Source organism: Shewanella polaris, from assembly GCF_006385555.1.
Taxonomy (GTDB): domain Bacteria; phylum Pseudomonadota; class Gammaproteobacteria; order Enterobacterales; family Shewanellaceae; genus Shewanella; species Shewanella polaris.
In genome coordinates, this window is sequence record NZ_CP041036.1 from 3,035,018 (window position 1) to 3,061,751 (window position 26,734).

The window sequence follows — 26,734 nt, forward strand, 5'->3', positions numbered from 1 at the left end:
TTTATGGCCTGCGGCCACAACTGACTTTTCAAACTGCGTTTGAATTGAGATCGCAAGGTTGCACCTTGATCAGGCTAAATTTACTGTAGTTCTGGTAGTGCTGTTGAACAAGGATCCAGCTGTTTCTTTTATCTTTTGTATATGGCCAGCGGCCATTAACGTCGTGGCGCTTCGCCCACACCAGACCAAGAGGAAACCAACGGCTGTTCCCTCTTGGAACTCCCAGCCGCCCCGCAACATTTTCAAACAGCGAAAAGGTCGCCATGGGGATTGATCCAGCTTTTAACCTCATCATTCGCCTGCTTCGGCCTTATTCGAAAATGCTAACGCTTTAGATGGGGCGTCCCTTCCCCTCTAAAGCTAGCTCGCCATCCTTGGCTAGCTCACGTTATTTTCTTCAACGGCCTCAAGTCCAGAGTTGAATTATACATTTTTAAATAGCACCTAATTCTTTTAAACCTTGTTTAATTAAGCTTTTATTTAATTTGTTATAGTGGAAGCAAGGGTGAGGAGAGCCAATTATAAAAACTTCCCTGTCATTAATATTTAATGAACAGAACTTATAACTTGTTGACTTAATAGGAATTAAAATTTTGCCCTTTATTTCAGGGTAATAGCTTCTTAAATACTTCCAAGCAGAGTGACCTTGCTCTGAATTACCATAAGCAAATATTATTTCCGGACTAGAATTTTGGATGACATAATCATTAAAAAAACTCATTGATGAATGAACTAAATCTCTAATTTTAATAAATTTTGATGTATCTCTACTTAAAGAGTTAAATTTTATTTTTATGTCACCAACTCCTTCAGAAGCTAATAATAGCCCGTTAGTTAGTACCATTCTAGACAATGAAAACTTATTAAATCCAAAAAATTCATTCAGTATTTCGGGTACTTTTATTAACTCTTTCCTTAATGGAGATTGTCCCCAGTCACCAGAGATTAAATGGCTATATGTAGGATTTTTAGCTCTTTCTCTAACCCACTCAATATTATTTTTGATAGCGTCAGTCATATTGCCATTTGTACCTAACAAAATTAGATTAATGTCATCCTTTTCGTTATCAAAAACCTCAAATGCATTATCGAAAGGACTACCAGAAATATCTGATAGGTCATGATCTTTAAGGGATTTTTCTATAGCCGATAATGTACTCATAAACTAACCATATACACAACACCCCAAATATGTATCGCCTAAATCAGGTGCTGCGTAGGCGTCACCTAGATTTACTTGATAGAGCAACGTTAAATGAGTGGTACTTTACTTGATAAAGTAACCGATTTACCATCGTTTTTTGTAGATTTTTCTGTATAGTTAATAGCTAAGCACAAGTATATTAATGCATTTCTGGTTTGTTTGAAAACATGCATTCCTTTATTGTTGAGTTCGTCACTTGTAATTATATACGCATAATCGTGGTCATTTTTCCATGTAGAGAATCCTTCATAATCAGGGCTCACAACCCTAACCCAGCCATGCTCAAGTTCATTGCGTAATTCCCTAACTTCAAAAGCTGAATCGTCCAACCAATAAGAAGGTCTTCTCTTATCCTCATCATGCTGAGTAAAGTCCTTACTTAACCAGAATAATGCAGTTAAAAATGGATTATTCTGGTCTTTTAATTTTTTCTGCTGATCAAACCATTGCCTATTAAATGCAATCTTAGAACTGTTTAATTCATAGTATTTGTCTAAGAGTCTTGATATTTTGTCCAGTACACTAAAACAGCCTTTCAGAGCACTCTTTATTTTTTCAATGTATCCTTCGTAGATTACGCCGTCCTGTGTGTCTGTAAGGTACTTATCTTTATCAGTAAATTGTACGTATTTTCTATTCAATCCTTCGTAAAATAAATGCCGGTTATAGCAATACTCGTTTTTCATTGATGAAAATGACGCTGATAGATATGGGCCTTCAAAAACAGGGGTGCTATATGATGGGAAGTTGAGAACATCATGGTCTACAACCCATGCACTTTCGAGATCATTCAATGGGTTTATGAACAGTACATTATCCTTACACCAGCTTCGATATTTTACTTCTTCTTTTGAATAATCAGGTTTGTACGAATGAGCGAATAAATCTGGATCAGCATCAAATGAATTTTGAACATGTTGTAGGAAGAGAGCAACCTCCGAGCCTGAATCAATTTTGATTCCGTCCTTAATACCTTCATGATAAATGTTATCTTTAGCTAGAAGTTTCTTTGCATAGTTGTATGCATATAGCTGGTAATAATAAATGTGCTCTTCATCATATAAGTAGTGAGAAATCCAAAGTAAACCAGCTGCAAGCCTATATAATCCAACTTCTTCGGCATCACCATAGTAAGAAACCCCTTTTTTCCAAAGAGGAATAGCTTCAAAGGTTCTATACAATGTTTGTAGCGTGTTTGCATGGTTTACTTCTACTTGAGGAAGTAATTCATGCGCAAGATTCGAATATCGATAGAATTTCCTATGACAAATAATAGCATTGCCATAATTTGAATTATTCCATCTGTTTGTTTCTGTCACACCTAAATGTTGATATATATTGGCTAGATAGTAGGTCAAAACGCTCTTTACAAAATCAGGAGCTTCACTTTCATCAGAAATAATTTTCTTTATTTCATCACTAAATCTAGTTAGGGAGTCAATATCACCACACTCAATACAAGTATCAATATTTTTTGCAAAAGAGGCGATCGGTTCATTCCATTCGTTCATATTCCCTCTCGATTAAATATGATGAGATTAATCATGCCATCCATTTTTATGATAATTAACATAACTGCTTTTAAGTTTAATTGCGTTAACCTTCTGCTCTATTCAAATGTATAAATTGAATGAGAATTACCAACAAACTGAGCGCTAGATGGAAAATGGTGAGCAATGCGGCAGATCCAGCACAGCACTAGTGGCTTGATTGATACCAAGCTGGCAATCAAGTTATTTTTTAGTGTTAGTTCTAGTTTTGAAATTAAGCCTTAAGCACACAACCAGCGTTGGCTGTTTGATTCACCTTATCTTCGCTTTCACTCTAGATGTTCGCAACATTCCGTTAATGCAGGTAAAGCCCCTACTGCACCTTTGAATAATGAATCAAACTCAGTAGTGATTTTTAGCCTGTTGTCAGCAGGAATATTGAGTCTATTGAGAATATCTTGGCTAGTTGAGCTAATTGCACCGCGTTTGTCTTCTCGAATAATTCGCCCAGAATCTTCCACCAACACAATATAATCTTTAACGCTGAACATCAGTCCAATTGGGATGTTTTAATAACCAATATAGTTAGATCTTCATATTTTTATCTTGCTTGCAATTGGTGTGATTCAACTTTGAACTTGAGGACGTTGAAGAAAATAGCGTGAGCTGGCCATGGATGGCACCACTAAATTAGGACGCGGCTTCTCACTGCCTATCCTTATTAGTTATTTGTTTTTTGCACTCCACTTTCTAAATGTGTGTTTTGTACCCCACTTTCCAGAAATAATCATGACATAAACACCAATTGTAATTATACCAAACATTAATCCTATGAAAGGCGATGAACTCCCAACGAATATAGACATACCAAGTGAAGTTCCTAAGCATAAGGTTACAGCACCAAGCTGCGCTCGATTTAGTTTATTGTTTAATTTCATTTTAGACTCCTCATCCGTGAATTTACTGAGAATAATCTTAAACACATAACGTTTTAGTATTTATGCGTTGCGCTGCTTGCAAGGCATAAATCGCTTGTTAGGCTTGGCCGATGCCATATCCATATTAATCTGTATATTTTATGCTATAGGAATTTGCTTTTTAACGGTAGTGGTATTTTGTACAACCTTTCGGCTAATTGTCTGTTCTGATTACACCTTTTAAGGTGAGATTTAAAGTATTTCACTTTCCATTGACTGATTATTATTTTTATCCTGATAAACTTAACTAACACAAAATGAGATATAAGAGAGTTAATTTTTTGACTCTAAAATGTCCAAGTTCAACTCTGAACTTGAGGACGTTGAAGATCAGCTCATATGTATCAGCTAATAAGCATCACCTCCAGAGCTTAACTCGATAAAGTTAACGTTCTTATTTTTCAATTTTTTGAGCTAGCGTTACTTTTATTCGTTTTATATCAAGTCTACTAGAGATAAAATTCAATATCGGTGGATATAAGGTATTAATAATGCAAAGTTTAATCAATTGGCAATTGCTACATAAGCGCTTATCTAAAAAAAAGAGACCAGAAAGTGAGTTTCTATTGAATTGGGATGAGTTTGCCGAAATGTATGATGGAATGATCCGTCTTGAAGCACGTTTTAGCGAACAGCAAGTCGCCTGTATGCCTATTGAAGCAAGTGATACCGTTGTCGATATTGGTTGTGGCCCGGGTCGTTTATCTGTGCCATTAGCTCACAGAGCTCGCCAAGTAACGGCTGTGGATGCCTTTCCTAATATGTTAGCCCGCTGTATGAAAAACGCTAAAAATGCAGGTGTTGATAATATCAAACCGCTATTACAAGATTGGGAAGCTGAAGATGCTTTAGAACAAATAGGCATCCATGATATAGCAATAGCTTCCCGTTCAGTCGGTTTAGCCGATTTAAAAAAGCTCAATAAAATTGCCAGAAAATATGCCATTATCATCGCATTTGCCAATGCGCCGAGTTTAAAACAGATTCATTTTGAGTTTCTAGAAGGTATGATTCCCAATGCTAAAAGAAGCAAAACAACAAAGGACAGAGCATTTAGTTATAACATTACTTACAATATGCTTTACGACATGGGCGCAGAACCAAATGTGTTAATCCTTGATGATGGTTTTGAGGCTATCTATAACACCAAGCAAGAAGCCTATGATGATTTAACGTTTATGGGTAATATTCAACAAGATGTTGGGCATCTATTTCATCAAAATATTGATAAACATCTTACCGCGACCGAAGATAATCGTTGGAAATTATTTTGTCCCACCCGTTCTTTTGTCATGTGGTGGAAAACCAGTGATATAGTGGAATAGCTAACCCACTTATCGTATAAATATTAACATTTATACGATAATACCAAAAAGGAGGCTTTCGCCTCCTTTTGCTTATCTAATCACTTTTTAATAGCCAACTGACATTACTTACCGTCTTCCGCTCGACGCTTTTTAAAGTCTGAATCTTCGATCCATTTTGGCCAGTCGTTGTTGTTGGCTAGCTTTTCAATAATATCGCTGATTAATGCTAAGTCTTGCTCTACCCCGCCTAAATCCCAACTGGCATCGTAGTCATCGGCAGCTTGATGGTACTTGTGGGCGATGTAGTCTGGGTCGGTGTCGCCTAAACTCATAAACATTAAGCCCGGTACGCCTTGTTGGGCTAAGGCAAAGTGGTCTGAACGGAACATTAAGCCATTTTGTGGACGAGGATCGGCTTTTACAGTACGACCTTGCGCTTTGGTAGCATCATCTAAATAAGTTTCAAGCTCTGAGACGCCTTGGCCGTAACGCAAGATGTAATCCACGCCCTTGCCGACATTCATGCCGTCGATGTTTAAAAATGACACTAATTGCTTAGTAGGCACTGGTGGATGGGCGGCAAAGTATTGCGCGCCAATAAGGCCCGTTTCTTCTGCGGTAAAGGCTGCAAACAAAATAGACCGTTTTGGTGCTTTGTTTTGCTGTTTAAAATGACGAGCAAGTTGTAATACCCCAGCGACACCCGATGCATTATCAACAGCACCGTTATAAATACGGGTCTTGCCATCTTGAACGGTTTTACCTAAATGATCCCAATGAGCGTGCATGACCACCCATTCATCGGCTTGAGTTGTACCAGGTAATAACCCAGCGACATTATATGAGGTGGCTAATTCTATGGTATTTTTCACCGCTAGATTAGCTTTAAGCTTTAAAGGAATAGACTTAAACCCAGCCTTAGCCGCAGTTAATTTTACCTTGTCATAATCTAGCCCTGCTGCCTGAAACACCTTTTGTGCGGTTTGATGTTGAATCCAACCCATAACGCCAATGTGTGATTGATTTTTATGTTCGTCAACTAAGGTGTATTTAGTATTGGTGTTGCTGTTTTCTACTACGTTCCAGCCATAAGCTGCTGGTGCAGTTTCATGCACAATAAACACCGCTTTGGCACCCTGCCTTGCAGCTTCTTCATATTTGTAAGTCCAACGACCATAATAGGTCATGGCATTACCTTTAAAGATGGCTGGGTCTTGGGTGGCAAATCCTGGGTCATTGACCAGCATGATCACTGTTTTGCCTTTTACATCGACATTGGCGTAGTCATTCCACTGATATTCTGGCGCATTAATACCATAGCCAACAAACACTACATCGCTGTTATCTAAACTGACTTGAGGTAACACTTGCTCTGTACGAGCGGTGAAATCAGTGCCGTTTTTAAACACTACATCACCCATAGTCAGTTGCATTGTTTGATCGGCAGTAATTTTCGCCATTGGCACAGCTTGACGGTAACTGTCACCAAAACCTGGGGCAAGTCCCATCGCTTTGTATGCACTTTCTAAATACTCAACTGTCAGCTTTTCACCATGGGACAATGGCCCACGCCCTTCAAACTCATCACTCGCGAGGGTTTGTACATCTTGACGGTAGGTTTTTTGATCAAATTGAAATGGCGTAGCATTTACGCTTGGTAGCAAAAACACACCAAACACGGCCAACAAACGAAAAGTATTCACAGACTACATCCTTTGTTAATAACTAGAAAAATCATTGTAACAGCAAGCTTACAAAGGGAAAGCAGCAAAATGTAACGGGATAATAAGCGAACGTGTTGCTCATGAAATAACCAATAAAGACCAGATATTAACACAAGCCCAAGGATGCTTTAAAAAAGCGGCAAACTTATCCCTTGCTGCCCTGCTTGCCCTAAATAACGTTTGTCTATCCATAAGCCGATAGCGGCAACTAATACGTCATCATAAAAAACCAATGGGATTTGCTGGCGACGCCAAGGTGGGATATTACATTCTTGCCACAGTTTTTTTAACTCACGCGGTTTTTGACGTTGTGATGTGGCAAATTGCGGATAACATTTTATAGAGCCAACAGCGCCAAAGCATATCGTGATGTTGCTGTTAGTTGGCGGAAAAGCTAATAAAGGTATATCAGCAGATGTTTGTTGGCTTAAATGATATTGATGCTGGCCGATTTCACACATCATATCTGCCTTATCGCCATTAACTAGGCTGATAAAGTCAGCCGTTAATTGGCTAGAGGGTGGCGTTTCAAGCTCACTGTTTTTGAGTACGTATGCCACACGGGCAAAACGCTTAACGTGATATTCGCCCCATTGAATGGTCACATTAGCATCATCTTTGGCAGCTAAAAGCTGTGACAGTATCTGCTGTAGTTGCGCTTGCGAAGGTAAACTAACGCCACAATGAATTAAATAACCACGAAACAGTAATGCTTGCCAAGCGGCACTCAATTGACCAAACCCATTGAGCTTAAACCCGCTTGATTCGGTCATTAATGCGTTTTCATCACTGGCCAATACTAGCCATTGAGGTAAGCGATGACTGACTTCATCATCAACAATGTGTTGTTGCTCAGCACACAATGCCGCACTTCTCGCTGCTGTGATGGCAATACTGGGCCAACGCTGCTTTAAACGCGGAATAATATCTAAACGGAGAAAGTTACGGTCATAACTGTTGTCTTGATTACTTTCATCTTCAATGTGAGTTAAGTGGTATTGAACGGAAAATTGCTCTATTTGATCACGGCTTATTGATAATAACGGCCGAAGTAACCAAGACTGTTTATACGCTTGCATAACGCCCATTGCCGCCAATCCTTTTGGCCCCTGGCCTCGTTTTAGCGCCAGCAATAGCGTTTCGAGTTGGTCATCTTGGTGATGGGCAGTTAGCAAAATGTCACCAGGATTAAGGTAACGATCAAATGCTTGATAACGAGCGTCGCGAGCCTGTGCCTCAAGACTTTGTCTGGGGCCTTTATCAACGTTAACTCGTTCTACTTGCAGTGGTAATTGGTAATGCCCTGCTCGGGTGACACAATGTTGTACCCAAGTGTCGGCATTTGCACTAAGCCCATGGTGAACATGAATAAGCAGGCAAGCAATATGTGGGTGTTTTTGCGCAAATACACTTAACCCATACGCCAGCACCTCTGAGTCAACTCCGCCACTGTAAGCCAGTACTAACTTAGGCGATGATTCATCTTTAACTACACTCATTTGGTAAAGAGGTAATACAGCTTGTTCGAGCAAACTTAACAGTTGTTGTGCACTCATTTGCTCTGATAACGAAGACTTTTCAATCATGATGATCGCCTAATTAAACACGATTTTGACGTTGGTTGAACCAAGCATACTTTCTAGCGCTAGCATTAATTCATCACTAGGGTTCACTCGCCATTCTTCACCTAACATGATTTTGCCACTGGCTTGTTGTTTGGTGTAGTTAATCACAACAGGCACGGCGCCATTACGCCACGGTGTTAATGTTTGTTCAAAGGTTTCTAGCCAATCAGGGGTGACATCATCGCCATGAACGTTGATTTCTACCGCTTTGGCAAAGTGACTGCGCGCTTCACCAATTTCAATGATATTGCGCGCGTTCATGCGATTGCCGCCAGAAAAATCATCAAAGCTGACATCACCTTCACAAATAAGAATGCGATCTTTTTCAAGCATGTGGCCAAACTTTTCAAACGGTTCGGTAAATAACATCACTTCTAAACGGGCACTTTTATCATCTAACGTGACTAAACCCATTTTTGAGCCACGCTTAGTGATCATGACTCGCGTAGCCACCACTAATCCCGCCGCTTTAACGGTTTTACCGCGCTCGGTTGGGTGAATGTCTTTTAAGCGGCCATTAGTGTATTGCTTAAGTTCTTTTAAATACTGGTTGATAGGATGACCAGTAAGATAAAGCCCTAAGGTTTCACGCTCACCTTCTAGCCAAATTTTATCTGGCCATGGTGTACATTGAACAAAGTTTTGCTTACTGTCTTCAGGCTCACTATTGAGCAAACCAAACATGTCATGCTGACCAATGGCTTCTGCTTTTGCGTGTTGTGCTGCGGCACTAATAGCCTCTGGCAAGGTTGCCATCATTGATGCGCGATGCGGCCCTAACGTGTCTAAGGCGCCCGCTAAAATCAATTTTTCGATCACTCGTTTGTTGAGCTTTTTCAAATCCACACGGGCACAAAAATCAAATAAGTCGGTAAATGGACTGTCTTTACGTGCTTCTAAAATTGATTCTACAGGGCCTTCACCCACACCTTTAATCGCACCAATACCGTAAACAATATTAAGGTCATCATCGACAGTAAATTTAAATAAGCCTTTGTTCACGTCTGGCGGAATTAACGGTAAGCCCATGCGCTCACATTCATCTACCAAGGTGACAATTTTATCGGTGTTGTCCATGTCGGCAGACATTACCGCGGCCATAAACTGCGATGGGAAATGGGTTTTTAACCACAGGGTTTGATACGACACCAAAGCATAGGCAGCTGAATGCGATTTGTTAAAACCGTAACCAGCAAATTTTTCTACTAAATCGAAGATCTTCATCGACAAGTCGCCATCGATGCCGTTATTAATAGCCCCTTCTTTAAAGGTGCCACGCTGCTTGGCCATTTCTTCAGGTTTTTTCTTACCCATTGCACGACGCAGCATATCTGCGCCGCCTAGGGTGTAACCTGACAATACCTGAGCAATTTGCATCACCTGCTCTTGGTACAAAATAATACCGTAGGTGGGTGCTAGCAGCTCTTTTAAAGACTCATGCTGATATTCAGCATCGGGATATGAAACTTCTTCACGGCCATGCTTACGCTCAATAAAGTTGTCAACCATGCCTGACTGCAAAGGACCTGGGCGGAACAGTGCTACCAGTGCAATCATGTCTTCGAAACAATCAGGTTGCAGACGTTTAATTAAGTCTTTCATACCACGAGATTCGAGCTGGAATACCGCGGTGGTTTCGTAGCGCTGCAATAATCTAAAACAGGCAGGATCAGCAAGTGGAATAGCTTCGATACGTACGGGTTCTTTACCTTCTTTAATTTGGCGCGGATTAATCATCTGCAACGCCCAATCAATAATGGTTAAGGTACGTAAGCCCAAGAAATCGAACTTAACCAAACCCGCAGTTTCTACATCGTTTTTATCAAACTGAGTAACAGGGTTTAAGCCTTCGGCGTCGCAATATAAAGGCGCGAAATCTGTAATTCGGGTGGGGGCAATTACCACACCACCGGCATGCTTACCCGCGTTACGTGTCACACCTTCTAAACGGCGACACATGTCGATAAGCTCTTTAACGTCTTCATCACCGTCATAGGCTTCAGGAAGCGCGGGTTCAACTTCAAAGGCTTTAGCCAATGTCATCCCTGGTTCAGCGGGGATTAATTTGGTTAGACGTTCAACAAAGCCATATGGATGACCTAATACGCGGCCAACATCTCGTACCACAGCTTTTGCTGCCATGGTACCAAAGGTAATAATTTGCGATACCGCTTCACGGCCATAGAGTTCAGCGACATGATCAATTACCTCGTCACGGCGGTCCATACAAAAGTCGACGTCGAAATCGGGCATCGATACTCGTTCAGGGTTCAAGAAACGCTCGAACAGTAAGTCATATTCAAGTGGGTCTAAATCAGTAATTTTTAGTGCGTATGCCACTAACGAACCCGCACCAGAACCACGACCTGGACCGACTGGAATATCGTTGTCTTTACCCCACTGAATAAACTCCATCACAATAAGGAAGTAACCTGGGAAACCCATTTGGTTAATCACTTTCAGTTCAATCTCGAGACGTTCGTCATACTCTGGCCGTTTCTCGAGGCGAACTTGCGGATCAGGGAATAAAAATTCGAGACGTTCTTCTAAGCCTTTTTCTGAGGCAGTAACTAAGAAGTCTTCTATCGATAAATCGCCGGTCGGGAAATTAGGTAAAAAGTATTCATGTAAACGAATAGTGACGTTACAGCGCTTAGCAATTTCGACACTATTTTGAATGGCCGATGGAATATCGGCAAACAAGGCGATCATCTCGTCTTCGGTGCGCAGGTATTGTTGATCGCTGTAGGTTTTAGGACGTCGTGGGTCGACTAAGGTAAAACCATCATGAATAGCGACACGAATTTCATGTGCTTCAAAATCATCTTGTTTTAAAAATACCACTTGGTTAGTGGCGACAACAGGCAACCCTTTTTCCGATGCTAGCTCAACCGCCATGTGCAAATAGCGTTCTTCATGTGCACGACCAGTACGGATAAGCTCTATATAATAACGATCTTCAAAATGTTGTTGATAAAAAGTAATCAGTGACTCAACTTGATGTTGATTGCCTTTTAGTAATGCCTTACCGACGTCACCATCTTTGGCGCCTGAAAGAATGATCAAACCACGGTTAAATTTGATTAGCCAGTCTTGATCTATCACAACTCTATTATCGACATGTCCACGAAGATAGGCTTCACTGATCAATTGAGTCAGATTTTGATAGCCCTCGTTATCCATGGCAATAATGGTTAAGGCACAAAATTCTTTCTCAAAACCTGGGGTTTGCACCCAAAAATCGGCACCTACAATGGGTTTAATACCAGCATTATTACAAGCTCCATAAAACTTTACCAAACCGCAGAAGTTGTTTTGATCGGTTAATGCTATCGCGGCCATCCCCTGATTTTCAGCGGCGGCAATGATAGGTTTCACTTTGGCAACGCCATCTGACATTGAATAATCACTGTGGACACGCAAATGAACAAAACGAGGATCGGACATAGATTATTTTTTCTTCGAAAAAGATGAATGAAACAACACGAAAATGCGGGATTTAGACTAGCAAACTAAGCGACGTTATCCAATGATTAAGTCGTTTAATCTTGGTCTTATTACAAGGTATCCTGAAGCAAAATACGTTCTGCAACAGGTTTAAAACTTTTACGATGCTCAGGTAACACACCATACAAGGCTAATGCTTCAAAATGTGCCTTGGTTGGATAACCTTTGTGTTTAGCAAAGCCATATTGTGGATATTGACTGTCTAACGTATCCATCTCTGCATCTCGAGTCACTTTAGCAATAATTGATGCGGCGCTGATGGCGGCAACTAATCCATCGCCTTTTATAATTGCATGGCTAGCAATACCAAACTCTGGCACCCGATTACCATCTACCAATACTCGTTCAGGTAAAATAGATAATCCAGCCACTGCGCGCTGCATTGCCAACATAGTGGCATGCAAAATATTCAGCTCATCAATTTCAGCCGGACTCGCTCGGCCAACACTCACACTTAACGCATTATCCATAATCTGTTGATACAAAGCATTACGACGTTTTTCACTGAGTTTTTTAGAATCGTTAAGGCCTACTATCGGTTTACTCGGGTCTAATATCACCGCAGCAGTCACCACATCGCCAACTAATGGACCACGTCCAACTTCATCAACACCAGCAACTTGCCCATGTGAAATAATGGCAACTTGTTCAGGAGTAATATTTTTTATCACGACGGGTAATGCGTTAATAGAAGTCATTCGTTTTATCCTACAGCACTAAGATGTTTCAATTAGCGCAACTACAGCATCAGCTGCACGTTCACTGGCATTGCACTTAAGTAACTGATGTAATTTTTCAAAGCGAGCATTTAGTGGCGCAAAATCTTGATTGAGTTGCTTGATCACTGCATCGGCAATTAACTGTGGCTGGCAATTAGCTTGCATCAGTTCTGGCACTATGGTTTCGTTAGCCAGTAGATTAGGCAACGAAAAGTTTTTAATTTTCATCATCCGGATACCTATTGCATAGGTAATCTGGCTGACACGATACGACACCACCATAGGACGTTTTACTAACATAGCCTCTAACGTCGCGGTGCCAGATGCCAATAAAATACAATCCGCAGCAGCCATCACTTCGCGAGATTGCCCTTCAATAATAGTGACGTCTAAATCGGGAGCAAACTCCTCAAGCGCAGCAATAAATTGTTGACGACGAGCATCATTAACCACTGGAGTGACAAATTTAATATCTGGATAAGCTTGTTTGACCAATTGAGCCGCTTTGACAAACGGTTCTGCCAATTGCTTTAGCTCTCCGCCTCTGGACCCTGGTAATATCGCTAAGTATTCAGCATTAGGATCTAATCCTAATAACTGCCGAGCAACCAGCTTATCACTGTGCATCGGAATGTCGTCTGCAAGTGTATGCCCTACAAAAGTACAAGGCACTTGATGTTGGTCGTAAAACGCTTTCTCAAACGGCAATAACGACAACACCATATTAGTGGCTTTAGCAATTTTAAATATACGTTTTGGACGCCAAGCCCAAACTGACGGGCTGACATAATGGACTGTTTTGATCCCTTTGGCTTTTAATTTAAGCTCTAGGCCAATGTTAAAATCGGGCGCATCAATACCAATAAAACAGTCTGGCGCTAATTCCGTAATTTGTTCCACTAAGCTTGAACGAATATGCAGCAGTCGTGGTAAATGTGATAACACCTCGACTAATCCCATAATCGAAAGCTCTTCCATTGGAAATAAACTTTCAAACCCAAGCGCTTGCATACGAGGGCCACCAATGCCAATAAAGCGCGCATCTGGATAGCGTTGTTTAAGTGAATTAACTAAACCGGCACCTAAAATATCGCCGGAGATTTCTCCGGCGACAATGGCAAATACTTTTTGAGAAGTGTGAGTCATTATGTCTTCTATCGAATGATGCCACGACCAGAGTGGTTAATAAACTCCATAAATGCTTTTACATTTATGTCATTTTCGGCCGCACTGCTTAATTCCGCATTAGCTTCTTCAATAGTTAAGCTCTTACGAAATACCGTTTTATAAGCATTAAGAATAGCACGCTGGTCTGCTTTACTAAATCCACGACGTTTCAAGCCTTCAAGGTTTAAGCCACGCGGAGCCGCGGGTGAACCTGCAGCCATAACAAACGGCGGTACGTCTTGTAAAATCAATGATGCTCCGGCGGTAAATGCATGGTCACCAATGTGAACAAACTGGTGCACGCCAGTCATGCCGCCTAAAATAACCCAATCACCAATATGCACATGACCGGCAATAGAAGCATTATTGGCCATAATAACGTTATTGCCGACAAGACAGTCATGAGCAATATGAACATACGCCATAAATAGGTTATTAGACCCTATGCGAGTTTCGCCCTTGTCTTGAGTGGTACCACGGTGAATCGTGACAGATTCACGAATAATGTTATTGTCGCCAATAATTAAGCGAGTTTGTTCGCCTGCGTACTTTTTGTCTTGACACTCTTCGCCAACAGAAGCGAATTGAAAAATACGATTACCTTTACCAATAACGGTTGGACCTTTGACCACTACATGAGAATTTATCCATGTGTCATCGCCGATTTCAACATTTTCACCAATATAGGTCCAAGGGCCAATGGTGACATTGTTACCAATTTTGGCTGTTGGGTGAACAAACGCTAATTTATCTATCACTTTTCAATCTCTCTACGTGCGCACATAATTTCAGCTGAACAAACCAGTTCACCATCAACCAAGGCTTCACCAATAAACACACCGATACCACGACGCTCTTTAATCATTTTAACGTGAAAATGTATTTGATCGCCTGGCTCAACAACACGTCTAAAACGCGCTTTATCAATACCAGCAAAATAATACAATACGTCAGGAGATGGTTCTGTGCTCATGGTTTTAAACGCAAGCAAACCTGTTGCTTGTGCCATAGCTTCTAAAATTAGAACCCCAGGCATAACAGGTTGTATAGGGAAATGTCCCTGAAAAAATGGTTCATTAATCGTGACATTTTTAATCGCATGTAATTGCTCACCTACGGTAAAATCTAACACACGATCAATTAACAAGAATGGATATCTATGAGGCAGATATTTAAGTATCTCTTTAATATCCATGGTGTTTAATTGATTTGACACACTACATTCCTTAAATAAGGCAGAATTACAATTATTCTGTGCCCTTAGCACTTTTTTCGAGATGTTTTACTCGATTAAAAAGCTCATCTAATTGACGGAAACGAACAGTGTTTCGACGCCATAATTTATTTTCCATCGCAATCGTCGCAGATGAATACACACCTTTATCACGGATAATGCTGGTCACATTCGTTCCGCCGCTAACATGAACTCCGTCAGCAATACTCAAGTGTCCTGCGATTGCACAATTACCGCCAATAATACAGTATTTACCTATGGTACAGCTACCAGCCAAAATAGTACCACCTGCAATGGCGGTATTTTGCCCAATAACAACGTTATGAGCAATTTGAATTTGGTTATCGATAATGACACCATCGTGGATTTCGGTATCTGATAATGCACCACGGTCTATACTGGTACATGCGCCAATTTCGACATGATTGCCAATACGAACGCCACCGGTTTGCGGGATTTTAATCCAGTTACCGCGCTCATTGGCATAACCAAAACCATCAGACCCAATAACAGACCCGGAATGGATGATGCAATCATGGCCTATATGAACATTATGATAAACACTCACATTGGCCCAAAGACGCGAATTTGAACCTATAATACTGGTTTCTCCGACGACACAACCTGGACCTATCTGAACATTTTCACCTAAAATAACCTTGGCACCAATGACCGCATTAGCACCAATAGCAACACCTTCACCCAAAATGGCTGAAGGATCTATTTGTGCAGAGGGATGAATACCTGGGGGGTCTTTAGGGGTGGTATCAAGTAATTGCGCTGTACGAGCAAAGCCGACATAAGGATCGTTAACGATCAAGGCATTGCCAGAATAACCATTTGCATCTTTTTCGCTCAGCAATACCGCACTAGCTTGAGTAGCCTCAAGCTGATCGCGATACTTGCTATTGGCTAAAAAAGAGAGTTGGCCTTGAGTTGCATTTTCAAGGGTAGCCACGCTAAATATTTCCAGGGTGTCATCACCTTTAACCGTTGCCCCCAATAATTGGCCAAGCTCTTTTAAAGTCACTTTCTGCATATTTATTATTGGCCTTTGCTTAAGGCTTCTACCACTTGGCTGCTAATATCAGCTTCTGGCTTAACAAAAATAACTGCGCCACGTTGTAGCACCATGTCATATTGTTCTTTACTAGCAATAGTATTAATGGCTTTTTGAACTAGAACTAATAGCTTGTTTTGCTCTTCACCTTGACGACGACGCATGTCTTCGTCTAATGCTTTGCCTTTCAATTGGAATTCAGATTTTAGAGATTCCATTTTACGCACTAATTCAGTCTTTTGTGTGTCGCTCATTAACGCGCCATCACGTTGTTGCTTTTCAACCAAAGAACGCATTTCTTCCTGCATTTTTTGGACGCTTGCAACACGATCTCCAAATTCAGCTTTTAATGATTTTGAAATCTGTTCACGCTGAGGCAGCTGTTCAAACACTTCGCCCATATCAACTACAGCGAGTTTTTCCGCTTGAGCTAGCATAGGTGTTGCACAAAATGCCAATGTAATTAAGGCGCGATTTACCATCTTTTTCAAAGTAGACTCCTTGTTAAACTTGTTGTTATCAGCAAAACTTGCCGAGTGTATTTGTTTTAGAACGTTTTGCCAATATTGAACGAGAAAATTTCTGTCTCGTCATCTTCATATTCTTTCAATGGCCAAGCCAAACTGAACACCATAGGACCCATTGGGGATATCCACTGGACGCTCATACCCCATGAGGCACGTATACGTTCCGGATCGCTATAATCACTTAACTGAGAGAATTGATCAGCTGGTAAATAACGATAACCATCATAATCAAACTCGGTATCCCACACGTTACCTGCGTCTAAGAAGAAACTGGTACGTACAGAGTTAGTGTAAGCTTCATCTAAGAATGGTGTAGGAACAATCACTTCCAAACTTGCAGTTGCAATGGCGTTACCACCAATTGAATTACCTTCACTCACATAAACAGTATCAACATTGCCTGGTAAGCTACAACCATCACCCGACGCGTCTGGTGAACATGCCTCACTACCACGATATAAGTAAAATGAACGAGGACCTACAGAATTAGACTTAAAACCACGTAACGAGCTCGAACCACCTGAATAGTAGTTTTCCCAGAACGGCAATATTTGATCGTTGTCGTCAAATTTGCCATAACCATTGGCGTAACCTAGGTGAGCACGCGCTAACATGACAAACCCATGTTGAGGTGTCAGAGGGAAGTAAAAACTAGTGTCAAAATCCGTTTTAAAATACTGTAAATCAGAACCCGGCACTGTCATCTTACCGCTTAAACGTTGCGACGAACCATCAGTAGGGAACTGACCACGGTTAACTGTGCTGCGATACCAACCAGCATTTAATTCAAAGTTATCAAAACTTAAGTCTGCGTCAGGATCATCATTACGATAAACATTATAAAAACGTACAGCTTGTTCGTAAGACGATATTTCTGAAATCGTATTATGACGGTAGCCAATACCACCGTTCAAACGATTAGATTCGTTAATTGGAAACCCTGAAGTTAATGCAACGCCATAAGATTTATTCTTATAACGCTCAAGATTAGCCTCATTAGCATCAAACTCGTTCCAAAAGATGCTGCCACCTAAGCTAACGCCATCTTTAGTAAAATATGGGTCGGTATAAGATAAATTAGCACTTTTTGAGTATTTGTTGGTATTAATACTGAAACCAGCTTGGTTACCTGTACCAAGGAAGTTATTTTGCTCAACACCAAACTGCAAACTCACGCCTGATTCAGTACCATAACCAACACCAGCATTAAATGAACCAGAAGGTTGCTCTTTCACCTTAATGGCCACATCTACTAAATCATCACTGCCCGGAACTTGAATCGTTTCAGCATCAACCGTTTCAAAATAACCTAAACGGTTAAGGCGTAGTTTAGACTGCTCAATTTGGGCCGAATTTAACCAAGCCCCTTCCATTTGGCGCAATTCTCGTCGCATTACTTCATCTTTAGTAACTGTGTTACCAGTGAAGTTAATTGAGCGAACATATACACGTTTACCCGGATTAACATTGATGTTAAGAACCACTTCTTTAGTTTCATCGTTAATTTCAGGATACGTTTTCACTTCTGGATAAGCATAACCAAAGCGACCAAGGTATTTACTGTACATTTCTTCGGTGAATGTCACATCGGCACCGTTGTACATATTACCGGCTTTAATCGGCAAAATAGCTTTCATTAACTTTTCGCGACCCATAAGATCGCCTATTAAGTTAACTTCTTTTACTTTATACTTTTCGCCTTCATTCACATTGATAGTAATGTACAAACCTTTACGGTCTGGTGTCATTGCTACTTGTGTTGAAGTCACTTCAAAGCGAATATACCCTTGATTATGGTAATAAGTTTTGATGGTTTCTAGGTCAGCTTGTAGCTTTTGTTTTTGGTAACGACGCTCACCAAACAAATCCCACCAAGCAACATAATCTTTCAATTCAAGCATACCAATAAGTTCATAATCAGAAAACACAGTGTTACCCACTACGTTTATCTGGCGGATTTCAGCCGCTAAACCTTCGGTGAACTTAAATTTAAGCTCAACACGGTTACGAGGTAAGTTGATGATTTGCGCTTCAACTTTGGCACCGTATTTACCTACACCGTAATAGAAATCTTGCAGACCTTTTTCAATGCCTGTCAACATAGTTCTATCGAGCGATTCGCCAGCTCTAACACCAGAACCGTCAAGACTTTCTTGCAACTGTTCGTCTTTAATATCTTTATTACCTTCGAATGAGATAACGCTAATAGTTGGACGTTCTTTAACTGTTACATAAAGTATACCGTCTTCATGACTGACACTAATGTTTTCAAAATTGGTTGAACCGTAAAGGCTCTTTATCGCTTGCTGTAATTTAACTTCATCTACTGTGTCACCTACTTTCACAGGCAAACTCAATAGTGCTGCACCGAGAGCAACTCGTTGCAAACCTTCTACTTGGATGTCGGTCACTTCAAAAGGTTGGAAAGACTCTGCCCAACCATTCCCTGAAAAAGACGCGCCGACGAATAACATCGAGGCAAAAATTTTATTCAATCTCATAGAGCACTTCTAATTATTGTCTGTCTTGCTCAGAGTCGGGCGAAATCGTTGAATAAGGCTACGCCCATCAACATTAGCAGCAAAGCTGCACCAAACCTGAAACCTATTTCCTGTACCTTTTCGGGTACAGGCTTACCAGTAATCACTTCTATAAAGTAATACAGCAAGTGTCCACCATCGAGCACTGGCAAAGGCATTAAATTAATAATCCCTAAGTTAACGCTGATGAGCGCGATAAACCCTAGAAAGTACACTAATCCGTAACTTGCACTGGCGCCAGCGCCTTGTGCAATGGAAATAGGACCACTGAGGTTTTTAACCGACACATCGCCGGTAAATAATTTTTCAATCATCTTAAAACTGACGGCAACAAGTTGCCAAGTTTTATCTGTTGCAGCGACAATCGAATCTACTATGCCATACTCAAGCTCAAAGCGCATATTATCAGGCCATGGTGCTTGGGTTGGACTAATGCCTATAATTCCGATAGTTTTACCGTCAGAATTTTGCTGTGCTTTTGGCACTACATTCACATTGATGGATTGACCTTCACGTATCAATGTCATATTAATATTTTTGTTGGCAGAGCTTTGTACCACATCAACAAACGCTTTCCAATCACTGTATTGGACACCATTAATATTGACGAGTTTATCGCCCACTTTAATGCCAGCTTTTTCTGCCGCACTGTCTTTGCTGATCACCGCAATGGTAGGATCTATTCCCGGACGGAAAATGCCTAAACCTAATGAAGTAATTGGAGATTCTTTTTCTGGATCAAATTGCCACTGACGCGTATCGAGCTTAACGGTACGTAAGGGCATATCCACACCTGATAGTTCAGATAATGGCGCTAAGGTTATATCAATGCTTTCATCACCAATATGGCTAACCAAGGCTAAGTTAACCTCTTCCCAGGTTCTTACTTTTTGTCCTGATACTGCCATTATTTGTTGCGGTTCAACCAACTGAATAACACTGGCAGGGCTATTTAACGTGGTGCTATCAATAACGGGTTTGATTGATGGAGTACCTATCAGATACATAACGTACAAGGCTGCTATAGCAAAAATAAAGTTAGCAATGGGGCCTGCTGAAACAATGGCAATACGCTGCCATACCGTTTTACGGTTAAAGGCTTGATCGACGAGCTCGGCTGGGACGTCTTCTACCCGCTCATCAAGCATTTTGACGTAACCGCCTAACGGGATCATAGCCACCACATATTCGGTGCCATCTTTACCCATTTTGCGCCAAATGGCTTTACCAAAACCAATAGAGAATCGTTCAACTTTTACCCCACAACGACGGGCAACCCAAAAATGGCCGTATTCGTGTGCGGTAATCAAAATACCTAATGCAACAATAAAAGAACCTAAGCTCCAAAAAAAATCTATCATCATTCCCCTGAACTAATTAAGTGCTTTAATAGCAGACATTGCTGTCATGCGAGCTTGTCCATCTAACTGTAAAATATCGCCAATACTCGCTAAACATGTTTGCGGTATGCTATCTAAACACCGTGCATTTATATCCGCAATATCAGTAAAACGTATTTGACCATTTAAGAAAGCTTCAACGGCAATTTCATTGGCCGCATTCAACACTGTGGTCGCTTCCTGTCCATGTTCACATGCTTGCATTGCTAAACGTAAACATGGAAATCGACTGAAGTCAGGTTCACAAAAGCTTAACTGTCCGACTTTGAAAAAATCCAAAGGTTCAACACCAGCGTTAATTCTTTGCGGATAGCTCATACAATGAGCAATAGGAGTACGCATATCAGGGTTACCCATTTGCGCAATAACTGAACCATCGCGGTACTGCACCATGGAATGAATAACGCTTTGAGGGTGTATCACTACTTTGAGTTGATCGGCCTGAGTATTAAACAACCAGCGAGCTTCAATAAACTCTAAGCCTTTGTTCATCATCGTGGCTGAATCGACAGATATTTTAGGTCCCATAGACCAATTAGGATGATTACAGGCTTGTGTCGGTGTCATCGCACTAAGTGTCGATAAATCCGTTTGCAAAAACGGACCACCTGAACCGGTTAATAAAATATGAGCGATGCCTGATGCGGCTAAATCACAATAACCCAATTGTGCTTGTGCATTGGTAGGTAAACATTGAAAAATCGCATTATGTTCACTATCGACCGGTAACACTGTTGCACCAGAAGCCCTTGCCGTGTGCATAAATAATTCACCCGACATCACCAATGCTTCTTTGTTGGCTAACAGTACCCGTTTGCCCGCTTTAACAGCATCAAATGTTGGCACCAATCCCGCAGCACCAACAATGGCAGCCATAACGGTATCGGTATTAGCATCGGTAACCAATGCATTAAGCGCTTCTGCCCCTGTTGTTACCTGAGTAACACTTCCTTGAGGTAATAAGGCTTTAAGTTGCATGGCGGCGCTCTCATCCACCATATGAGCATATTCAGGTTGATAGGTAATACACAATGCCAGCATTTTATCTACGCTGGCATTAGCCACTAGACCATAGACATGAAATTCCGCTGGATTATTTGCCATCACACTTAGCGTGCTAGCACCTATCGAGCCTGTTGCCCCTAAAATCACCATATTTTGCATTGGCATCACATCCACATCGCTATGTAGATAAAGGTAAATACCGGTAGCGCAGCAGTAAGGCTATCGATGCGGTCTAAAATTCCACCGTGTCCCGGTAAAATGGTGCCAGAATCTTTAATGTTAGCAGCACGCTTAAACATACTTTCAGATAAATCACCAAAAGCAGATGCTAACGCAGTGATTAACGTAACCACAATGAGTAAACCTAGTTCTTGTTCTGGTGCAACATACATAATGCCTGCCACCACAACCATAGACGTAATTAATCCGCCAACCAGACCCTCAAGGGTTTTTGCAGGGCTAACACTAGGCATCAGTTTATGTTTACCTAATTTACGACCCGCAAAATAAGCGCCAGTATCGGTAGCCCACACCACTAACAATACTAAAAAGACTAATGTGCCACCATAATAAGGGTGAACATTGCTGCTTAACGATTTAAGCGCGATCAAAGACGTAAAACACGGTATGAGTGTTAACTGACCAAACATGGATTTTAGCATTGGGCTTTTTTTCCATATGCTGGCGCTTTTAGGAAAACTAAACACTAATCCAATACTCACTATCCACCAAAATACACCAATGGTGATAATGGCAAGATACATGGGATGCAATTGTCCCTTAAACCATAAAACATCAACGGGGACCGCTAGATTAAGCGCTATCAGTAACAGACTGAGCGTCGCGGTAAAAGACCACTGAGTGACATTACAACTGGGGTCAATGAAACTCCCCCACTCTTTTGCTGCAATTAAAAATACTGGTACTAACGCCCATGCAAAATAATTTGCAGGAAGTAAAAAGATTGCCCCAAGTACAATTGGGATTAACCACAATGCTGTTATTATTCGTTGTTTTAGCAAAAATTAATCCTCTTAAAATTTATATTGCGCGTATATCTTCAATTTGACTTCCAGTCAAACCAAAACGGCGCTGCCGACTGGCAAAAATGGCAATAGCATCACGAAACGCTAGCTCATCAAAATCAGGCCATAAGGTGTCAGTAAACACCAACTCGGCATAAGCGGCCTGCCATAAAACAAAATTACTAATGCGGCAATCACCGCCTGTTCTTATCATTAAATCAACTTCGCTCTGATTTTGCATGCACAAATGTTCATTTAATGCCTCTTCAGTCATCTGACTGCTGTTGATTTCACCACTTTCAACTTTTTTGGCTAATTTTTGTGCAGCCTGCAAGATATCCCAACGGCCACCATAGTTAGCTGCCACATTTAATATCAAACCAGTATTGTTTATTGTTTTCTCTTGAGCAGCAGCAATCTGCTTTTGTAAACGCGTCGAAAATCGACTGGTATCACCAATAATATTGAGTTTAACTTGGTTTTTATTAAGCAGTTTTAATTCACGTTGTAACACGGTAAAAAACAGCTCCATTAACAAGCTGACTTCTTTATCTGGTCGGCGCCAGTTTTCACTAGAAAATGCAAACAGAGTTAATGATTCAATGCCAAGTTGAGTCGCAGTACTTACCGCACGGCGAACCGCTTTAACACCTGCTTTATGGCCAAACACTCGAGCTTTACCCTGCAGTTGTGCCCAACGGCCATTACCATCCATAATAATCGCAACATGCTTGGGCAGAGATTGTTTTACCACATCAGATAATTGTTCCGGCAACAATTGCGAAGTCATTTGCTCCGAATCGGCTTTGGGGTCTGATTCAAACTCAACTGTAGATGACATCTACGACAATCCTTTATAAAAACAAACGCCGTGTAGTATACCCTTACACGGCGTGTTAACTCTAGCGTCTAAGATGACAGATTATACTTCCATCAACTCTTTTTCTTTTGCAATGAGAATTTGATCGATACTCTTGATAGATGAATCAGTGTACTTTTGTACTTCATCTTCACTACGACGTACATCATCTTCAGTACATTCTTTGGCTTTTTCAAGCTTCTTAACTTCGCTGATAACATCACGACGAACGTTACGAATGGCAATACGACCGTTTTCTGCTTCATTACGAACGACTTTAATAAAGTCCTTACGACGCTCTTCAGTTAACGAAGGTAACGGAATACGCAATGTCGCGCCAGCAGTCATAGGGTTTAAGCCAAGATCAGAACTCATGATGGCCTTTTCTACCGCTTGAACCATAGTTCTATCAAACACGTTTACAGTAAGTGTACGAGAATCTTCAACACCAACGTTTGCCACTTGCTTAAGCGGTGACATAGTACCGTAACAAGCAACTTGAATAGAATCTAATAAACTTGGATGAGCACGACCAGTGCGAACTTTCGCCATTTGGTTTTTAGTCGAGTCAACACATTTACCCATGCGCTCTTGCGCATCCAACATAATAGTATCAATCACAATAATTTCCTTTTTGTCACAAATTCACGTTTGTTTGAGCATTAGCCTAAGAATGACACATGCAATAAAACCGCTCAAACAGTTAAATTATATAATGTAAATATATTTTATGTCTGTGATTAAGCAGGTTGTTTACTGCTAATAATCGTACCTTCTTCCTCACCCATGATTACACGACGAAGTGCACCAGGTTTGTTCATATTGAACACAAGGATAGGTATATTATGATCACGCGCCATGGTAAATGCAGCAAGGTCCATTACTTTTAATTCTGATTCAAGGACTTCTGCATAGGTTAGCGTGTCATATTTAACAGCTTCAGGGTCTTTCATTGGGTCAGCAGAATAGACGCCGTCTACTTTGGTGCCTTTTAATACCACTTCAGCTTCAATTTCGATACCGCGCAAACAAGCTGCAGAATCGGTTGTGCAAAAAGGATTACCCGTACCCGCAGCAAAAATGACTACACGGCCAGATTTCAATAAGCTAATTGCTTCAGCCCAATTATAGTCGTCACACACGCCTTTAAGCGGTATAGCTGACATTAGACGAGCATTAACATATGCTCGGTGTAAGGCATCACGCATGGCTAAGCCATTCATTACGGTTGCTAACATACCCATGTGATCGCCCACCACGCGGTTCATGCCTGCTTTTGCTAAGCCTTCACCACGGAACAGATTACCACCACCAATGACCACACCAACTTGAATACCGAGTTCAACAAGCTCTTTTACTTCTTGTGCCATACGATCAAGTACTTTTGCGTCAATGCCGAAGCCTTCTTGACCCATTAATGCTTCACCGCTTAATTTAAGCAGAATACGTCTAAACGCTGGTTTTGGATTGGTACTCATAATTCTCATCCTGATCATAACAAAACCGCAGCGGTTGCTGCGGTCTTAGGGTATTTAGATAAAAGCGATTACGCTTTTTTAGTAGCAGCGATTTGCGCCGCGACTTCAGCAGCAAAATCTTCTGCTTTCTTCTCGATACCTTCACCTACTTCTAAACGAATGAAGTTGGTTACTTTAGCGCCTTTCTCTTTAAGAACAACGCCAACAGTTTTCTTAGGTTCCATGATGTAAGCTTGACCAGTAAGAGATATCTCACCAGTGAACTTCTTCATACGACCAATAACCATCTTCTCAGCGATTTCAGCAGGCTTGCCTTCATTCATCGCGATTTCGATTTGCAGCGCTTGCTCTTTTGCAACAAGATCAGCAGGCACATCTTCAGGGTTAACAAACTCTGGCTTAGAAGCAGCAACGTGCATTGCAATGTGCTTTAGGGTTTCTTCGTCAGCTTCGCCCGCAACAACAACACCAATACGATCACCGTGACGGTAAGACGCTAGGTTTGCACCATCGATATACTCAACGCGACGAATATTGATGTTTTCACCAATTTTAGTCACAAGTGCAACACGAGTTTCTTCAAACTGTGCTTTTAAGTCTTCAATAGTGATTTTAGATGCTGCAGCAACATCTAGCACTGCGTTAGCAAATGCTAAGAAGTTTGAATCTTTAGCAACGAAATCAGTTTGACAGTTAACTTCTAATAGTGCAGCGAAACCGTCGCCATTCTTGATTAGAATAGTACCGTCAGCAGCGATGTTACCTGCTTTTTTGGCAGCCTTTGCAGCACCGCTCTTACGCATGTTATCAATCGCTAGTTCGATGTCACCGTCAGTTTCAGTCAGTGCATTCTTACAGTCCATCATGCCAGCGCCAGTGCGGTCACGAAGTTCTTTAACTTGGGCAGCAGTAATTGCCATTGTTAAATCCTCTATTTTAATTCGTCTAATTTTGCATTTATAAAACAGGGGCCCAAGGGCCCCTGTTCACCAATTATCTTATTGGCAAATAAGGGGGGATGCTAAGCATCACGCCTTATTAAACAGCTTCTACGAAACCGTCTTGCTCAGCTTGAACAGCTAAATCTTGACCACGGCCAGCGTTAGCAGCTGCAGCAACAGAAGAAGTGTACAAACGAATAGCACGCATCGCATCGTCGTTACCAGGAACGATGTAGTTAACACCGTCTGGAGCAGAGTTAGTATCAACAACTGCAACAACTGGGATACCTAGGTTGTTTGCTTCTTTAATAGCGATATGCTCATGGTCAGCACCGATAACGAATAATACGTCAGGTAAACCGCCCATGTTCTTGATTCCGCCTAGAGACTTTTCTAACTTGTCTAATTCGCGTGAACGCATTAACGCTTCTTTCTTAGTAAGCTTGTCGAAAGTACCGTCTACAGACTGGCTTTCTAGCTCTTTAAGACGCTTGATTGACTGACGAACAGTTTTCCAGTTGGTTAACATGCCGCCTAACCAACGGTGATCAACATAGTACTGATCACAAGAAAGTGCAGATGCTTTAATCGCTTCGCCAGCAGCGCGCTTAGTACCTACGAATAAAACTTTACCTTTCTTAGAAGCAATGTTGCTAATGAAAGCTAACGCTTCGTTGAACATTGGTACAGTGTGCTCAAGGTTGATAATGTGTACACCATTACGAGCACCGAAGATGAAAGGCTTCATCTTAGGATTCCAGTAACGAGTTTGGTGACCGAAGTGAACACCAGCTTGAAGCATGTCGCGCATTGAAACAGTAGTCATTGTATATACCTTTATGTATGTAAGGGGTTAGACCTCCACGCATCCCATGTTTCGACCCTCTAACTTCAATAAGAATTAGAAAGCACCCCGAAAAATGTGTCGATACGTGTGTGATTTAG

The 26,734-nt window shown here is 41.2% G+C and carries 23 protein-coding genes and 1 pseudogene; 1 reads left to right on the forward strand and 23 read right to left on the reverse strand.

What is annotated here, in order from left to right:
• Positions 1-28 precede the first annotated feature (28 nt).
• The 5 genes and pseudogenes from FH971_RS13200 to FH971_RS13220 all read right to left on the reverse strand — a co-directional run bounded on the left by FH971_RS13200 (position 29) and on the right by FH971_RS13220 (position 3,632).
• Positions 29-265, reverse strand: a complete 237-nt coding sequence (locus FH971_RS13200; RefSeq protein WP_140234606.1) for a hypothetical protein — start codon at positions 263-265, stop codon at positions 29-31.
• 168 nt (positions 266-433) lie between these two features.
• Entirely contained in the window at positions 434-1,162 is a 729-nt protein-coding gene (locus FH971_RS13205) for a hypothetical protein (RefSeq protein WP_140234607.1), read from the reverse strand.
• 89 nt (positions 1,163-1,251) lie between these two features.
• The gene (locus tag FH971_RS13210) at positions 1,252-2,715 is read right to left on the reverse strand and encodes an LA2681 family HEPN domain-containing protein (RefSeq protein ID WP_140234608.1); all 1,464 of its coding nucleotides are present in this window, start codon (positions 2,713-2,715) and stop codon (positions 1,252-1,254) included.
• A 308-nt stretch (positions 2,716-3,023) separates the two neighbouring features.
• Positions 3,024-3,263, reverse strand: a pseudogene (locus tag FH971_RS13215) (transposase); the annotation flags it as partial.
• 156 nt (positions 3,264-3,419) lie between these two features.
• Positions 3,420-3,632: a hypothetical protein gene (locus FH971_RS13220; RefSeq protein WP_140234609.1), complete on the reverse strand. Its 213-nt coding sequence runs from the start codon at positions 3,630-3,632 to the stop codon at positions 3,420-3,422.
• Positions 3,633-4,162: 530 nt separating this feature from the next.
• Here FH971_RS13220 and FH971_RS13225 point away from each other — a divergent pair.
• Positions 4,163-4,996 (forward strand): class I SAM-dependent methyltransferase, encoded by an 834-nt coding sequence (locus FH971_RS13225; protein WP_140234610.1) that lies wholly within the window; start codon positions 4,163-4,165, stop codon positions 4,994-4,996.
• Between the two features lie 104 nt (positions 4,997-5,100).
• Here FH971_RS13225 and FH971_RS13230 read toward each other — a convergent pair whose 3' ends face one another.
• From FH971_RS13230 to rpsB, 18 genes are all read right to left on the reverse strand, one after another.
• On the reverse strand, positions 5,101-6,648 hold the full coding sequence (locus FH971_RS13230; RefSeq protein WP_240778503.1) for a M28 family metallopeptidase: 1,548 nt from the start codon (positions 6,646-6,648) through the stop codon (positions 5,101-5,103).
• A 182-nt stretch (positions 6,649-6,830) separates the two neighbouring features.
• Positions 6,831-8,288, reverse strand: coding sequence for a tRNA lysidine(34) synthetase TilS (gene tilS / locus FH971_RS13235; protein WP_140234612.1), 1,458 nt, complete (start codon positions 8,286-8,288; stop codon positions 6,831-6,833).
• Positions 8,289-8,297: 9 nt separating this feature from the next.
• A complete protein-coding gene (gene dnaE / locus FH971_RS13240; protein ID WP_140234613.1) occupies positions 8,298-11,774 on the reverse strand; it encodes a DNA polymerase III subunit alpha in 3,477 nt (1,158 codons plus the stop codon).
• Between the two features lie 110 nt (positions 11,775-11,884).
• Entirely contained in the window at positions 11,885-12,532 is a 648-nt protein-coding gene (rnhB, locus tag FH971_RS13245) for a ribonuclease HII (RefSeq protein ID WP_140234614.1), read from the reverse strand.
• 18 nt (positions 12,533-12,550) lie between these two features.
• A complete protein-coding gene (gene lpxB, locus FH971_RS13250; protein WP_140234615.1) occupies positions 12,551-13,699 on the reverse strand; it encodes a lipid-A-disaccharide synthase in 1,149 nt (382 codons plus the stop codon).
• A gap of 8 nt (positions 13,700-13,707) precedes the next feature.
• Entirely contained in the window at positions 13,708-14,478 is a 771-nt protein-coding gene (gene lpxA / locus FH971_RS13255; RefSeq protein WP_140234616.1) for an acyl-ACP--UDP-N-acetylglucosamine O-acyltransferase, read from the reverse strand.
• Complete coding sequence (gene fabZ, locus FH971_RS13260) at positions 14,475-14,936, reverse strand: 3-hydroxyacyl-ACP dehydratase FabZ (RefSeq protein ID WP_140234617.1); 462 nt, start codon at positions 14,934-14,936, stop codon at positions 14,475-14,477. Before fabZ ends, lpxA begins: the two co-directional genes overlap by 4 nt.
• Positions 14,937-14,967: 31 nt before the next feature.
• Positions 14,968-15,993: a UDP-3-O-(3-hydroxymyristoyl)glucosamine N-acyltransferase gene (gene lpxD, locus FH971_RS13265; RefSeq protein WP_140234618.1), complete on the reverse strand. Its 1,026-nt coding sequence runs from the start codon at positions 15,991-15,993 to the stop codon at positions 14,968-14,970.
• Between the two features lie 5 nt (positions 15,994-15,998).
• A complete protein-coding gene (locus tag FH971_RS13270) occupies positions 15,999-16,496 on the reverse strand; it encodes an OmpH/Skp family outer membrane protein (RefSeq protein ID WP_140235604.1) in 498 nt (165 codons plus the stop codon).
• Between the two features lie 65 nt (positions 16,497-16,561).
• Entirely contained in the window at positions 16,562-19,042 is a 2,481-nt protein-coding gene (gene bamA / locus FH971_RS13275; RefSeq protein ID WP_140234619.1) for an outer membrane protein assembly factor BamA, read from the reverse strand.
• Positions 19,043-19,071: 29 nt separating this feature from the next.
• Complete coding sequence (rseP, locus tag FH971_RS13280; protein WP_140235605.1) at positions 19,072-20,442, reverse strand: sigma E protease regulator RseP; 1,371 nt, start codon at positions 20,440-20,442, stop codon at positions 19,072-19,074.
• A gap of 12 nt (positions 20,443-20,454) precedes the next feature.
• Complete coding sequence (gene ispC / locus FH971_RS13285; protein ID WP_140235606.1) at positions 20,455-21,645, reverse strand: 1-deoxy-D-xylulose-5-phosphate reductoisomerase; 1,191 nt, start codon at positions 21,643-21,645, stop codon at positions 20,455-20,457.
• 5 nt (positions 21,646-21,650) lie between these two features.
• Positions 21,651-22,508, reverse strand: a complete 858-nt coding sequence (locus tag FH971_RS13290; protein ID WP_137226561.1) for a phosphatidate cytidylyltransferase — start codon at positions 22,506-22,508, stop codon at positions 21,651-21,653.
• 19 nt (positions 22,509-22,527) lie between these two features.
• Entirely contained in the window at positions 22,528-23,352 is an 825-nt protein-coding gene (uppS, locus tag FH971_RS13295) for a polyprenyl diphosphate synthase (protein WP_137226560.1), read from the reverse strand.
• A gap of 81 nt (positions 23,353-23,433) precedes the next feature.
• Positions 23,434-23,976: a ribosome recycling factor gene (frr, locus tag FH971_RS13300; protein WP_371833640.1), complete on the reverse strand. Its 543-nt coding sequence runs from the start codon at positions 23,974-23,976 to the stop codon at positions 23,434-23,436.
• Positions 23,977-24,110: 134 nt separating this feature from the next.
• Positions 24,111-24,848, reverse strand: a complete 738-nt coding sequence (gene pyrH / locus FH971_RS13305) for a UMP kinase (protein WP_137226558.1) — start codon at positions 24,846-24,848, stop codon at positions 24,111-24,113.
• Between the two features lie 68 nt (positions 24,849-24,916).
• Entirely contained in the window at positions 24,917-25,768 is an 852-nt protein-coding gene (gene tsf, locus FH971_RS13310; protein WP_137226557.1) for a translation elongation factor Ts, read from the reverse strand.
• A 118-nt stretch (positions 25,769-25,886) separates the two neighbouring features.
• Entirely contained in the window at positions 25,887-26,615 is a 729-nt protein-coding gene (gene rpsB, locus FH971_RS13315; protein ID WP_011636744.1) for a 30S ribosomal protein S2, read from the reverse strand.
• Between the last annotated feature and the right edge of the window lie 119 nt (positions 26,616-26,734).

What these genes read in the sequence shown, in the direction of transcription:
- lpxB (WP_140234615.1), bottom strand. Translation starts at nt 13,699, where the DNA reads ATGACTCACACTTCTCAAAAAGTATTTGCCATTGTCGCCGGAGAAATC.
- lpxD (WP_140234618.1), bottom strand. Translation starts at nt 15,993, where the DNA reads ATGCAGAAAGTGACTTTAAAAGAGCTTGGCCAATTATTGGGGGCAACG.
- FH971_RS13205 (WP_140234607.1), bottom strand. Translation starts at nt 1,162, where the DNA reads ATGAGTACATTATCGGCTATAGAAAAATCCCTTAAAGATCATGACCTA.
- pyrH (WP_137226558.1), bottom strand. Translation starts at nt 24,848, where the DNA reads ATGAGTACCAATCCAAAACCAGCGTTTAGACGTATTCTGCTTAAATTA.
- rpsB (WP_011636744.1), bottom strand. Translation starts at nt 26,615, where the DNA reads ATGACTACTGTTTCAATGCGCGACATGCTTCAAGCTGGTGTTCACTTC.
- rnhB (WP_140234614.1), bottom strand. Translation starts at nt 12,532, where the DNA reads ATGACTTCTATTAACGCATTACCCGTCGTGATAAAAAATATTACTCCT.
- FH971_RS13200 (WP_140234606.1), bottom strand. Translation starts at nt 265, where the DNA reads ATGGCGACCTTTTCGCTGTTTGAAAATGTTGCGGGGCGGCTGGGAGTT.
- FH971_RS13225 (WP_140234610.1), top strand. Translation starts at nt 4,163, where the DNA reads ATGCAAAGTTTAATCAATTGGCAATTGCTACATAAGCGCTTATCTAAA.
- FH971_RS13210 (WP_140234608.1), bottom strand. Translation starts at nt 2,715, where the DNA reads ATGAACGAATGGAATGAACCGATCGCCTCTTTTGCAAAAAATATTGAT.
- uppS (WP_137226560.1), bottom strand. Translation starts at nt 23,352, where the DNA reads ATGTCATCTACAGTTGAGTTTGAATCAGACCCCAAAGCCGATTCGGAG.
- FH971_RS13270 (WP_140235604.1), bottom strand. Translation starts at nt 16,496, where the DNA reads ATGGTAAATCGCGCCTTAATTACATTGGCATTTTGTGCAACACCTATG.
- rseP (WP_140235605.1), bottom strand. Translation starts at nt 20,442, where the DNA reads ATGATAGATTTTTTTTGGAGCTTAGGTTCTTTTATTGTTGCATTAGGT.
- tilS (WP_140234612.1), bottom strand. Translation starts at nt 8,288, where the DNA reads ATGATTGAAAAGTCTTCGTTATCAGAGCAAATGAGTGCACAACAACTG.
- dnaE (WP_140234613.1), bottom strand. Translation starts at nt 11,774, where the DNA reads ATGTCCGATCCTCGTTTTGTTCATTTGCGTGTCCACAGTGATTATTCA.
- FH971_RS13220 (WP_140234609.1), bottom strand. Translation starts at nt 3,632, where the DNA reads ATGAAATTAAACAATAAACTAAATCGAGCGCAGCTTGGTGCTGTAACC.
- tsf (WP_137226557.1), bottom strand. Translation starts at nt 25,768, where the DNA reads ATGGCAATTACTGCTGCCCAAGTTAAAGAACTTCGTGACCGCACTGGC.
- bamA (WP_140234619.1), bottom strand. Translation starts at nt 19,042, where the DNA reads ATGAGATTGAATAAAATTTTTGCCTCGATGTTATTCGTCGGCGCGTCT.
- frr (WP_371833640.1), bottom strand. Translation starts at nt 23,976, where the DNA reads ATGTTGGATGCGCAAGAGCGCATGGGTAAATGTGTTGACTCGACTAAA.
- ispC (WP_140235606.1), bottom strand. Translation starts at nt 21,645, where the DNA reads ATGCAAAATATGGTGATTTTAGGGGCAACAGGCTCGATAGGTGCTAGC.